We start from the raw sequence: 12,062 nt of genomic DNA on the forward strand, positions 1-12,062 counted from the left end.
TATTCCACTGCCGGCCCAGCGTCGCAATGCACCACCACCGCAAGACCTGAGCGGCCAGCACCATCGCCAGCGTGGGCCAGCCCAACCGACCGATGAAGCGTCGGCGCAGTCCGCGAGCCTCGACCAGACACCCCGCCAGCAGTCCGGTGTGCAGCACCACCATCGCGGGGTAGTGCGCGGCACCGTATTCGACGCCCCCCTGCGCCCTGCTCCACGACAGATTGCGCTGCGAGACAACCAGTTCCGCGACGCGCTCAGCCGCCACAGCACCGATCAGCACGACATACAACCGCTTCACGTCAGTGCCAGCGCAACAGCACGAGTTCCGAACAGAACCCGGGACCCATCGCCATCAGCACCCCGGAACTGTCCTTGGGCGGCCGTTTGGCGATCGTGTCGCGCAGCACGTGCAGCACCGACGCCGACGACAGGTTGCCGATATCGCTCAGCGACCGCCACGTCAGCTCGAGCGCATCGTCGGGCAGGTCGAGAGCCGCGGTGATCGACTCGATGATCTTCGGACCGCCAGGATGGCTCACCCACGCCCCGACATCGCCGACGCTCAGGCCATGCGTCCCAAGGAAGTTGGTGACATCGTCGCCGACATAGCGCTCGATGACCGCAGGCAGGTCCGGCGACAACACCAGCTTCATACCGTTGCCGCCGACGTCCCAGCCCATCGTGCGTAGCGAGTCGGGGTAGAGATGGCTGCGCGAATCGACGATGTCCGGCCCGACAGCGCCGATCCGTTCGGCACGACGTTCGCCGACGGCCACCACCGCGGCGGCACCGTCCCCGAACAGTGCGCTGCCGACGAGGGTGGCCATCGAAGGTTCGGCCCGCTGGGTCAGCGAACACAGTTCCACCGACACCAGCACCGCGACGTCGTCGGGCGCACCGCGCAGGTAGTCGTTCAACCGAGCCACCCCTGCCGCCCCGGCGACGCAGCCCAGCCCGAACATCGGAACGCGTCGCACGTCGGGTCGCAGGCCCACCCGCCCGGCGATGCGGGCATCCAGCGACGGCACCGCGATGCCGGTGACCGTCGTCGACACGATGAGGTCGACATCCTCTGGCGCTAACCCCGCCTCGTCGAGCACACCCGTCAGCGCCGCACATCCGAGGTCGACGGCATGCTCGATGAAGGCGTCGTTCAGATCGCCGAAGTCGGTGAGGGTCGCGTAGTCCTCGAGAGGCCGCACGAAGTAGCGACTGCTCACCTTCGCGCTCTCGTGCAGGCTGTGCAGCGCGTCGGCAAAAGGCTCCCAGCCCCCGATTTCGATGAGAGCCTCGGTGATCTCACTCTGGGTGTAGCGGTGCTGCGGTAGTTCGCCACGCACACCGGCGATGACGCTCACGGGACCCATACCGTGAACACGAGACCCCAAGCCGGATGGTTCAATTCACGCGCCCTTCCACTTGACTGTCAGCTTTCTGCGGCTCCCCGTCCGTCAGCCCGATGCGCTCATGCAACCGGACCAGCGGCTTGGGTGCCCACCAATTCCACCGGCCCAACACCTGCATGAACGCCGGCACCAACACCATCCGCACCAGGGTCGCGTCGACCAGCACGGCCACCGTAAGGCCCAGCCCGAACAGCCGCATCACCTGAACCTGGGCCGCGATCAGCGCGGCAAAAGAAATCGCCATGATCAGTGCGGCGGCTGTGATCACCCGCCCGGTGCGGGCCACCCCGAGGGCGACGCTCTCACCGTTGTCGGCATCAGTGCGCTTCCCCCTCTGTTTGGATGCAAGCCAGTACTCGCGGATCCGCGAGATCAGGAACACCTCGTAGTCCATCGACAGCCCGAACGCGATACAGAACAGCAGCACCGGCATGTTCGCGACCAGCGTCCCCGTCGACGTCGTTCCGAGCGCCCCCAGGTGTCCGTCCTGAAAGATCCACACCAACGCGCCGAACGCCGCCGTCAGCGATAACACATTGCACGCCACCGCTTTCAGTGGCAGCACGACGCTTCCGGTCAGCAGGAACAGCAACGCGAGCGTGATCACCGCGATCAACCCCAGCACCAGTGGCATCCGATTCGTGATCGCGTCGACGCTGTCGGCGTTGATCTGGGCGGTGCCCGTCATCTCGACGGCGCGGCCCGCAGGCCCGGCCACGTCGTGCAGCCGGCCGAGTTGAGCCTCCGAGCTGTCGGAGAACAGCGGCGCGCTGCTGCCGACAGTCACGAATGCGCTGCCGTCGGCTAGGCCGGTGGCTGCCGCAGGCGGGCCCACTTTGACGCCGCCGACGAACGTGCCCGTCGGCGCGGACACCTGCGTGACATCGGGCACCCGTGACAACGCCGCGGCGTAGCCCTCCAGATCCGCCGGCGTCAACCCACGCGCGTCGGGGACGACCACGGTGACCGCGGTCTCCGAGTTGTTGACGAAGTCGTTTCGCAGTTGATCCCCGACCTGATGCGCCGACAGGGAGGTGGGCAGCACACGATCGTCGGGAAGTCCCCAGCGGACTCCCAGGAACGGCGCACCGAGCACCAGAAGCAGCGCGATCACGGCGAGCCCGATCGGGACGGCGCGGGCCATCACGAACTTCGTTGAGCGATACCAGAATTGCTGCTCGACGGGGCGGTAGACCGGGTCGGGCCGGTTCAGGACACGCCGGGCCAGCCGGCGCACGTCCAGCGAGTCGAGCCGGTTCCCCAAGAGCACGATCGCCGCGGGTGTCACCACCACGGCGGCGGCAGCGGCGAATGCGACCGTCGCGACACCCGCGTAGGCGAACGACTTCAAGAAGTGCATCGGGAACAGGATCATCACCGACATCGACAGCGCGACTGTCGTCGCCGAGAACAGCACCGTTCGCCCGGCGGTGGCCATGGTGCGAACCAGCGCGGTGTCCCGGTCGGCGCCGTCGGCCAGCTCGTCTCGGAAGCGGCTGATGATCAGCAGCGTGTAGTCGATCGCCAGCGCCAACCCCATCGCGGTCGTCAGGTTCAGCGCGAAGATCGACACGTCGGTGCCGAACGTGATCAGTCGCAGCACCGACAGCGACCCGACGATCGCGATGATGCCCACCGCCACCGGTAGAGCGGCGGCCAGCAGCCCGCCGAACACCCAGACCAGCACGAGAAAGCTGAACGGAATGACGAGTGACTCCATCAGCAGCAGATCGCGCTGTGACTGCTCGGTGATCTGGACGTTCATCATCGCGACCCCGCCCGCGCGCACGGTGATGCCGTCGCGGCTTCCGCTCACCTCGTCGGCGAGCGTCTTGGCGTAGGTCTGCGCGTCGTTCTCGCTGCCGCTGATACCGGCGACGATCAGGCCGGCCTTGCCGTCCTTGCTCACCAACTCGGTGGCGGCGCCAGGTGTTGCGGTCCACGCGGAGGTCACGTTCGCGACATGCGGCGACCGCTCTAGGCGGTCGACGACATCCAGACCCACCGCGCGCGCGGAACCGGTCAGGACCTGGTCTGGGGCGGTGACGGTGATCAGCATCTGCACGTCGCCCTGGCCGAACTTATCGGTCAGCAGCTGCGTCGCGCGCGACGACTCCGAGGTGGGGTCCTGAAATCCGCTGGCGGACAGGCTGTTGGCGACCGGAATGCCGAAGATGCCCGCCGCCACAGCCACCAATACTGCGGCCGCGAGGATGCGCCGCGGTGCGGCGATCGCCAATAGCGCGATTCGTTGCAACAAGTCGTTTCCTTCGGCCACGTCCCTACAGAGCCGTAACGGTGCCATGCCGGCGGGATAGTCAGTAGGGCTACCTATTGGAATTTACGTCGGTGAAGGGCGGATGGTTCACTTCGCGCCATTTGTCACCCGCGGGCGGATCGGTTGGTTGCGACACGGTCACGGATGCATACCTATCCGTACATCAGTAATCCCAACAGTCACTCAAGATCACTATCGTCACATCAGCCAGCTGCTGACGTCAACGCGACGTCCGCCCCGGAAAGGTGTGACATGTCGCCGCGTCTTCGAATCGCCTCGCTATCGGTGGCGTCCGCGACTGTTATCGGACTCCTCGCCGTCGCGCCGCCTGCGGCTGCCGAGCCGTGCACGGGTGCCGCCGCGGCAGCCCAGCCTCCTGCGGCTCCCAACGCCGAGGAGACACCGCCTCTGCCCGGCATCAACCTCCGGCCCGTAGGACAACGGCCCGACGGCGCGAACGAGGAGGCGCCGTTACCAAGGCTGGGCCAGCTGCCGAGGACTCTGCTCAACACCCTGACCCCAGGCTCTGCGCAGGTGCAACAGCAAGCGCAGGTTGCGCCTGCCCCTGTTCCTCCCGACGCGATTCAGCAAGTCCCTGCTGCCGCGCCGCCGCCGGCGCCGTCGCCACCGGGCACATCGCTGGTCGGCTGGGTCACTGGACCGGACAGCCCCAACGACACCATCAGTCGTTTCGCCATCACGGGTACCGACCTCGGAATCATGTGGGACAACGGCGATCCCGCCAACCGGCAGGTGCTGATGGCCTTCGGCGACACCTACGGCTATTGCAGCGTCCGCGGCCAGCAGTGGCGGTACAACACGCTGTTTCGCAGTCAGGACGGCGCGCTGTCCAACACCATCGCCGTGCCGAATGGTGTTCTCGCCAACAACTATTCCGGCTCGCCGCTGCTGCGGCCCGGCACCTCCAAGGCGATCCTTCCCGGCGTGAAGTGGGCGTCGACGGAGAAGGGAATGATTCCGACCGCCGGCATCTCCGTCGGTGGCAAGCAATACCTGAACTTCATGTCGATCAAGAGTTGGGACGGCGACGGCCGATGGACGACGAACTACTCGGCGATCGCGGTCTCCCCCGACAATGGCGAGCACTGGGGCGTCTACCCCGACAGCGTCCGCCCTGCCGCGCCGGACAGCATCGCTAACGTCCGATTCGTCCCGGGAAGCCAGAACTTCCAGCAGGGGGCGTTCCTTCGGCCCGGTCCCGGCGACCCTTACCTCTACTCGTTCGGGACACCCGCGGGACGCGGCGGTCCGGCGTTCATATCGCGTGTTCTTCCAGGCGGCGTGCCGGATCTGCGAAGGTACGAATATTGGAACACCGCTCAAAATGCCTGGATCCCAGGCAATCCTGACGCTGCGACAGCCGTGATTCCTGGCCCCGTCAGCGAAATGTCGGCCCAATACAACACGCATCTGAACCAATATCTGGCGCTGTACGGCAACGGTGCCAACGACATCGTGATGAGGACGGCGCCGGCACCGCAAGGCCCGTGGAGCCCCGAGCACCTTCTGGTGCGATCAATGGACTTTCCCGGCGGCATCTACGCGCCGTTCCTCCATCCCTGGTCCACAGGGAGAGAGCTGTATTACAACCTGTCGCTGTGGTCCGCGTACAACGTCATGTTGATGAAAACGGTCCTGCCATAGTGTCTCTTGACGGGCGTTGCCCGGTGTCAGCTGCAGGTTGCTGTGCTACTCACAAGCGATCGCTGCAGCAAACTGCCGGGGGCGTTGCGGGACAACACACTTCGGTGCGCCTCGCCGGACAATGCCCGGAAAGCCTTCCCAAATGGGCCACCGCCGCGGCGGCTGAAATGCGAGACTGTCTAGGCATCGCGGATGCTGATGGCCAGTTGCACGCCAGGTCGGGAGGCGCTATGGGTCGGGCGGAGATGCTGTTGGCTGCGTGCGCAATCACCATGGCGTTGCTTGCAGGCGCCACCACCGCAGTAGCTTCCGCCGACACCGGCGACTCGCCCGCAAGCGATAGCACCAGCGACACCGCCTCGGACGTCGGACCCGACAAAACCGCTGAAAACACTGTCGCAGATACCTACAGCGGTGACGCTGACAGAACCGCCGGCGAACCCGGTGACGTCGGCGAGAACACCGTCGGCACCAAAGAGTCCGAGGATGAGCAAGGCGACGAGCAACCCATCGACGACGAGTCCGGCAACGACAACTGCGATGGCGGAACCGTTAACCGGTTGCCGCCGATGCTGATTCCCGAAGCGCCACCTGTCGCCGATCTCGCCCCGCCTCCTGCGGAGCTGCCGCCTCTTCCCCAGGAGCTGCCCCCGGTTCCGGCCGACGTGCCACCCGGTGAGCCGGATCCGGTGATCGTGACGGTGGCGGGACCCATTGCGTCCCTTCCCGACGGCAACGGATCACCCGTCATGAGGATGCCGATCATCCTCGCGCCTACGGCTGCACCGCCGGGGCTGGGTGCCTCGATTGCGGCGCGCGGGACACTGGGTCCGATCATCACGTCCACGCCGCGCTGGGCGGGTGAACAGGCGCCGTCGCCGCGCCACGCACCCGCGAGTGACCCGAGACTGCGAGAGGTAACAACCTCATCGGGCATAGCGGGCAAGCCTGGCCAAGCCCCCCAAAGGACGGGCTACAACAACGAGGCCATGCCGCGAGTTCGGTTGTCCGAGATGGCAGCTGGCGCCTTGCCGGGAATCGCCGGAATGATGGCCATGACCGCCGCAGGCGTCTGCCTCGGGCATCGCCAGGCGATGGCAGCTCATCAGCTGCAGACACGAGGCCTCGACCGCTTCCTCGCCTAGATCTGGTCAACCGGGAAATCGGGACTTCCCGAGCACGACTGTGCGAACTCATACGCCGGCGCGGCGTGTCGCGTACGAAACCGCACGGTCGGACGCGGCAACACCGCTGCTGCTCAGCGCATCTTCTCGGGGACCGAGTTCAAAGCGTGCAGGACGTGTACGGCCAGCTCACTTGCGGCCTTGTCGCCTAGCTTGGAGTGAGTCGTGATGGTGTCTTTGACGAGGTCGAGACGGAGCTCGTAGGGCGTGCGGATCATCGTTGTCGAAGCCATCACATTTTCCTTCTTAGCCAGGCATGTTCGCTCGCAACCGAGCTGCCCGATACCTGAGACGCTACGCCCTATCCGTTTGTCAGGTTGCGTAAGCCCCTCGGCCGCATGGCACCTACCGCGTCGCGCCGTTGATCACCGGATTGTTGATCATGCCCTTCTCGACGCCCCACATGGTGGCGATGGTCCGGTAGTCGCCGGTCGCCATCACATGTTCCAGCGCCTGCTTCAGCGACTCGGCCAGCCGTGAGCCCTTGGCCACCGCCCAGCCGTATGGCGCAGAGTCGAAAACCTCACCTGCCGGTTCGAGCTCGCCCGCACTGGTTTTGATCGAGAATCCCGTCGCCGGCGAATCCGCCGACATGGCATCGACCTCACCCGCGATCAACGCAGCAGTCAGTTCGTCCTGCTGGACGTAGACCACCTTCTCGATCGGCGGCAGGCCCGCGGCCTCGCACGCCTCGCTCTTAGCCGGAATCTCTTCTGTCTCTTGAAGAGTCGCGTACGCCACTCCGACCCGCAGTCCACACGCGTTCGCCGGATCGACCCCCGAACCCGGCCGCTGCGCCCACAACGTCCCCGCCTCGAAATACGTGACGAAGTCGACCAGCTCTTCACGCTCGACGGTGTCGGTGAACGACGACATCCCGACGTTGAAGTCGCCGGCCCGCACCGACGGGATGATGGCCTCGAAGCCCGTCTCCCGAAAATCCGGCACCAACCCCAGCGTTCGCGCCACCACGTTCATCAAGTCGACGTCGAAGCCGACGATCTCACCGTCGGCGTTCTTGAATTCGTTTGGCGCATAAGGCACATTGACCCCGATTACCAATCGGCCGGTCTCCCGGATCTCCGGCGGAACCGTCGCCGCGATCGATGGCACCGCGCCCAGCGGAGCGACCGCAGGCGCCGAGCTTTCCGCCTGGCTCGCCGGTCGCGTACCCCCGCTCGAGGGGCCGCCGCGCCACTGCAACACCCCGAACGTGCCCAGCGCCGCCACCAACACCACCGCGCCCGCGATCGCCAGCACCCGCCGCGACACCGTCGGCCGCGTCGGCTTGGCGCGTCGTGCCGAATGCTTGCCCGAGCCCGTCGTGCGCACCGGCGCGTTCAGCGCCCGCCGCGCCGCCGCCGCCAACTCCCCCGCCGTTTGATACCGCTTGGCCGGTTTCTTCGCCATGCCCTTGGCGATCACATCGTCGAACGGGGCCAGCCGAGCGTCGGTGGCCGACGGCCGAGGCACGTCCTGTGTCATATGCCCGGCGATCTGCTGCTCGAGAGAATCCGCCGGGTAGGGCCGCACACCCGTGAGGCATTCGTAGAGCACACACGCCAACGCATAGATGTCGGCGGTCGCGTCGACCTGCTTGCCCTCGAATCGCTCCGGGGCCATGTACGCCATCGTGCCCAGCGTGCTGCCCGCCGTCGTCAGCCCGTCGTCACCGGCCGTGCGCGCCAGGCCGAAGTCGATCAGGTACACGAACTCGCGCGGGGTGATCAGGATGTTCGACGGCTTGATGTCCCGGTGGATCAGGCCCGCCTCGTGCGCGGCGTCCAGCGCGGCTGCGACCTGCTCCACCACATGCACCGCGAACGTCGGCGCCAGCGCCTTTTCGGTGTCGTTGAGGATGGTTCCAAGGTTGCGGCCGTCGATCAGCCGCATGTCCAGATACAGCCGGCCGTCGATCTCGCCGAACCCGTGGATCGGCACGACGTGAGGCTCGTTGATGCCGGCCGCGGCCTGCGATTCACGGCGAAACCGCTGCTGAAAGATCTCGTCGTCGGCCATGTGAGGCGGCAGCACCTTGACCGCGACAATGCGGTCGGTCTTGGTGTCGTAGGCCCGCCAGACCTCGCCCATGCCACCCCGACCTATCAGCTCTTGCAGCTGGTAGTGCCCGAATGGTGTCGCATCCACCGTATTAGCTCCTCGGCAGCGGCCCCCGCATCGCTGTGTCGATCGAAGCTACATCATCTTTGCCAGGATTGTCTTCGCGTGCGTCAATGACGCAAATTCTCGGCTAAGGCGCTGCGTACTGCAGCGCAGGCTCCGCCGAGTCCACCCCGCCGTTGCTGAGGATGGTGAGCCGATCGGGCCGCACCTGGTACCGGGCTCCGTCGGCGGGATTGGTGACGTCGAATCCGCCGCCCGCGGGGACCGCATTGGCGAGTTGGAGGTTGGCGCCGTCACGCAACCGCTCGCCGCGGTAGTAGTACGTGCCCGGACCCGATTCACACACCACGGCCAGTGACTGGGCGGTCCGGATCGCCGCCGCCGGTGTGCTGCCGGGGTCGCAGCGGGCCGTGTGGCCGACGAAGCCCTGCGTATCGGTTCCCGGGATACCGGCCAGGGCGCTCGCGCTTGTCGTCGGCGAAGACGTCGTTGTCGTCGTGGATGTGGTCGGCGATTGGGGTGACGTCGTTTCCGTGACGGTCTCGGTCGCCGTGCTGGCCGACGGCGGCACTGCCAGCGGGGTCTGCGGCGGCGAACTGCTGTCGGGATTGGCGGAGACCAACAGCGCGACCAGCACGGCGGCGACACCGAACAGCACAATCGTCGCGGCGGCCAGCGCGACCTGCGTGGTGCCGAATCGCGATTTGCGTGCCGGCGGCTCAGGAGTCGGGGGAAGGGGCACCGGGTAGGGCGTATAGCCCGTCGCGGCCGGGTTCGGGTAGATCGCCGAGAACTGCCGGGTGCTCGACGGTGGCGTCGGGGCGGGGGGCGCCGCCACGGGTGCTGGGGCCTGACCCGCGGCCGCGGTGGCCGCCTTGGCCAGCTCACCGGCGGTCGCGTACCTGTCCTCGGGCTTCTTGGCCATACCTCGTGCGACGACGTCGTCGAAGGCGCGACTGATTCCTCGGCGCATGATGCTCGGCCGGGGCGGCGGCGCGAACATGTGCGCGGTCATCAGCTGCTGCAGATCTGCCGCCTCGAACGGAGGCCGGCCGGTGAGGCTTTCGTAGAGCAGGCAGGTCAACGAGTAGATGTCCGCGCCCGGCCCGACCGGGTCGTCGCCGCTGAACCGTTCGACGGCCATGTAGGCGCACGATCCGATGAGCATGCCCGTGCTCGTCACGCTGGCATCACCCCCGGCGTGCGCGATACCGAAGTCGGCCAGGTACGCGAAGTCGTCGGGGGTGAGCAGGACGTTTTCCGGTTTGATGTCGCGATGCACCAGGCCGTCGGCGTGCGCGGCGTCCAGTGCGGCCGCCACCTGCGTGATGATCGACGCTGCCCGCTTCGCCTCGAGCGGCCCGTTTCGCTCCAATTCGTCTTTCAGGCTGGCGCCCTCGACGAGGCGCATGTCGATGAAGAGGCTTCCGTCGATGTCGCCGAAGTCGTGCACCGGGATGACGTGGGGTTCCTGCAGCCGCGCAGCGACGCGTGATTCACGGCGGAAGCGTTCCTGGAAGGACGGGTCCGCGGCCATCTCGGCGCGCAGCAGCTTGACCGCAACCGTCCGTTCCTTGATGGTGTCGTAGGCGCGGTACACCTCGCCCATTCCCCCGACACCGATCAGGGATTGCAGCTCATAGGGCCCGAACCGGGTGCCCAGCCGCGAGCCGACGTTCGCGGAGGCCATTGACCAATCCTTTCCGTTTCATCCCCGACGCCCTGCAGGGCCGCCGTCCATGCTCGACGTGCGGCAATACACGTGTTCCCGCATTGGACGTTCGGTTAACGCGTCCGTCAGGCTTTCATAGGCCGCGGACCACAAGCCCCCATGCTACGTGGCCGAAGTCAAAGCAGCACAATGCAATTGCGGTAAGCCTGGCCACAGCTCCGGTCCCGCGGTGACGATTCGTTTGCTCGGCGGTGTCCTGGAACGTGTGGCGTATGCCACGGTGGACCCATGGCTGACGAAGTGGACTCGGTGACGATCGACGAGGACGGGCCGCTGCTCCTCATCGGGATCAACCGCCCCGACGCGCACAACCTGTGGGACCTGACCGTGATCCAGGCGGTGAGCCGGGCGTGCCGGCGCCTGGCGGATACCGATCATTTGCGGGTGGGCGTGATCTTCGGTCATGGTCGGCTGTTCACCGCCGGACTCGACCTCGCATCGGTCGCACCGCTGATTGCTACCGGTGACGTCAGCGCGGTGTTTCCCGAGGACGGCCTTGATCCGTGGAACTTCTTCGGTGAGCCATGCCCGAAGCCGATTGTCGTTGCGGTGCATGGCACGTGCAACACGCTCGGCATTGAGCTTGCGCTGGCATCGCAGGCCGTAGTCGCGGCCGAGGGCACGCGCTTCGCTCAGCTCGAGGTGGCGCGCGGGGTCTTCCCGCTGGGCGGCGGGACTTTCCGCTTGCCCGCGCGTCTTGGCGCTGCCGGCATGAGATATCTGCTGACAGCTGAACGTTTCGACGCGGATACCGCGCTGAGGACCGGTCTGGTCAACGAAGTCGTGCCCGAGGGCCGGCATTTGGAACGCGCCATGGAGATCGCCCGGCTGATCGCCGCGAACGCACCGCTGGCGGTACAAGCCGCCATTGCGTCAGCACGCGCCGCCGAGCGGGCATCCCGCGACGCCGCCGCGCAGGTGCTGCTCGAGTGGAACCAGACCGTGATCACCAGCCGCGATGCCGCCGAGGGCGTGGCCGCCTTCCTCGAGCGCCGACCTCCCACATTCGAGGGTCGCTGAGCGTCCACCGGCGGGCGGCAGAAGAGCGACGGCGATGAGTCCCGTCGTCGTTCCCAGTCTGTCTCTTCAACCCGATCAACCGCACTCGAGGAGAACACCATGGCCGCTACCTACACGTTCGACGTCTTTTCCAGCCTCGACGGCTTCGGCGCCGCCAGCGGCAACTGGACCGGCTACTGGGGCAAGCAAGGCCCCGAGCTGCTCGACCGCCGCCTCGCCCTGTACGACCAGGAGCAGCGGATGGTCTTCGGGGCCAACACATATCGGGCATTCGCGCAGATGCTCGCTTCGAGCACCGAAGACTCCGACGTGCGTGACCCATGGGTCACCCGGATGAGGAGCCTGCCGGCAACGGTGGTGTCGACGACGCTGGAAGGACCCCTCAACTGGCCGAACGCGACCCTTGTGAGCGGTGACGCCGTCGATGTCGTCGCCCGGCTCAAGGAGGAATCCAAGGTGCCGTTGCGCTCCCATGGCAGCTTGTCGATGAACCGGGCGCTAATGGCCGCTGGCCTGGTCGACCGTGTCCAGGTAACGCTCTTCCCTGTGATCACCGGTCAGACCGGGCTGGACCCGATCTTCCAGGGTGCGGCCGACTTCGACCTCGAGCTGATCGAGAACCGGACGCTCGACGGTCACATCCAAGAGCTCAT

Annotated in this window: 9 protein-coding genes and 1 pseudogene; 4 read left to right on the forward strand and 6 right to left on the reverse strand. The window is 66.5% G+C overall.

What is annotated here, in order from left to right:
- From VFH65_RS11915 to VFH65_RS11925, 3 genes and pseudogenes are all read right to left on the reverse strand, one after another.
- Positions 1–289, reverse strand: a pseudogene (locus VFH65_RS11915) (hypothetical protein); the annotation flags it as partial.
- A gap of 10 nt (positions 290–299) precedes the next feature.
- A complete protein-coding gene (locus VFH65_RS11920; protein ID WP_353321675.1) occupies positions 300–1,367 on the reverse strand; it encodes a type III polyketide synthase in 1,068 nt (355 codons plus the stop codon).
- A gap of 31 nt (positions 1,368–1,398) precedes the next feature.
- Positions 1,399–3,666: an MMPL family transporter gene (locus VFH65_RS11925; protein ID WP_353321676.1), complete on the reverse strand. Its 2,268-nt coding sequence runs from the start codon at positions 3,664–3,666 to the stop codon at positions 1,399–1,401.
- Positions 3,667–3,936: 270 nt separating this feature from the next.
- Here VFH65_RS11925 and VFH65_RS11930 point away from each other — a divergent pair, with 270 nt between their 5' ends.
- Together VFH65_RS11930 and VFH65_RS11935 are read left to right on the forward strand one after the other, a co-directional pair.
- Positions 3,937–5,349, forward strand: coding sequence for a DUF4185 domain-containing protein (locus VFH65_RS11930; RefSeq protein ID WP_353321678.1), 1,413 nt, complete (start codon positions 3,937–3,939; stop codon positions 5,347–5,349).
- A gap of 230 nt (positions 5,350–5,579) precedes the next feature.
- Positions 5,580–6,494 carry a hypothetical protein gene (locus VFH65_RS11935; RefSeq protein WP_353321680.1) on the forward strand — a complete coding sequence of 305 codons (915 nt, stop codon included), beginning with the start codon at positions 5,580–5,582 and terminating at the stop codon, positions 6,492–6,494.
- A 113-nt stretch (positions 6,495–6,607) separates the two neighbouring features.
- Here VFH65_RS11935 and VFH65_RS11940 read toward each other — a convergent pair whose 3' ends face one another.
- The 3 genes from VFH65_RS11940 to VFH65_RS11950 all read right to left on the reverse strand — a co-directional run bounded on the left by VFH65_RS11940 (position 6,608) and on the right by VFH65_RS11950 (position 10,347).
- Positions 6,608–6,766, reverse strand: coding sequence for a DUF6307 family protein (locus VFH65_RS11940; RefSeq protein WP_353321681.1), 159 nt, complete (start codon positions 6,764–6,766; stop codon positions 6,608–6,610).
- Between the two features lie 112 nt (positions 6,767–6,878).
- Entirely contained in the window at positions 6,879–8,681 is a 1,803-nt protein-coding gene (locus VFH65_RS11945; protein WP_353321683.1) for a bifunctional serine/threonine-protein kinase/transporter substrate-binding domain-containing protein, read from the reverse strand.
- Positions 8,682–8,784: 103 nt separating this feature from the next.
- Positions 8,785–10,347 carry a serine/threonine-protein kinase gene (locus tag VFH65_RS11950; RefSeq protein ID WP_353321684.1) on the reverse strand — a complete coding sequence of 521 codons (1,563 nt, stop codon included), beginning with the start codon at positions 10,345–10,347 and terminating at the stop codon, positions 8,785–8,787.
- Positions 10,348–10,617: 270 nt separating this feature from the next.
- Here VFH65_RS11950 and VFH65_RS11955 point away from each other — a divergent pair, with 270 nt between their 5' ends.
- Both VFH65_RS11955 and VFH65_RS11960 read left to right on the forward strand, forming a co-directional pair.
- Positions 10,618–11,409 carry a crotonase/enoyl-CoA hydratase family protein gene (locus VFH65_RS11955; RefSeq protein ID WP_353321686.1) on the forward strand — a complete coding sequence of 264 codons (792 nt, stop codon included), beginning with the start codon at positions 10,618–10,620 and terminating at the stop codon, positions 11,407–11,409.
- 99 nt (positions 11,410–11,508) lie between these two features.
- On the forward strand, positions 11,509–12,062 hold a 554-nt coding region (locus tag VFH65_RS11960), incomplete at its 3' end, for a dihydrofolate reductase family protein (protein WP_353321687.1).

The organism is Mycobacterium sp., assembly GCF_035697385.1.
GTDB lineage: Bacteria > Actinomycetota > Actinomycetes > Mycobacteriales > Mycobacteriaceae > Mycobacterium.

What these genes read in the sequence shown, in the direction of transcription:
- VFH65_RS11920 (WP_353321675.1), bottom strand. Translation starts at nt 1,367, where the DNA reads ATGGGTCCCGTGAGCGTCATCGCCGGTGTGCGTGGCGAACTACCGCAG.
- VFH65_RS11930 (WP_353321678.1), top strand. Translation starts at nt 3,937, where the DNA reads ATGTCGCCGCGTCTTCGAATCGCCTCGCTATCGGTGGCGTCCGCGACT.
- VFH65_RS11935 (WP_353321680.1), top strand. Translation starts at nt 5,580, where the DNA reads ATGGGTCGGGCGGAGATGCTGTTGGCTGCGTGCGCAATCACCATGGCG.
- VFH65_RS11940 (WP_353321681.1), bottom strand. Translation starts at nt 6,766, where the DNA reads ATGGCTTCGACAACGATGATCCGCACGCCCTACGAGCTCCGTCTCGAC.
- VFH65_RS11950 (WP_353321684.1), bottom strand. Translation starts at nt 10,347, where the DNA reads ATGGCCTCCGCGAACGTCGGCTCGCGGCTGGGCACCCGGTTCGGGCCC.
- VFH65_RS11955 (WP_353321686.1), top strand. Translation starts at nt 10,618, where the DNA reads ATGGCTGACGAAGTGGACTCGGTGACGATCGACGAGGACGGGCCGCTG.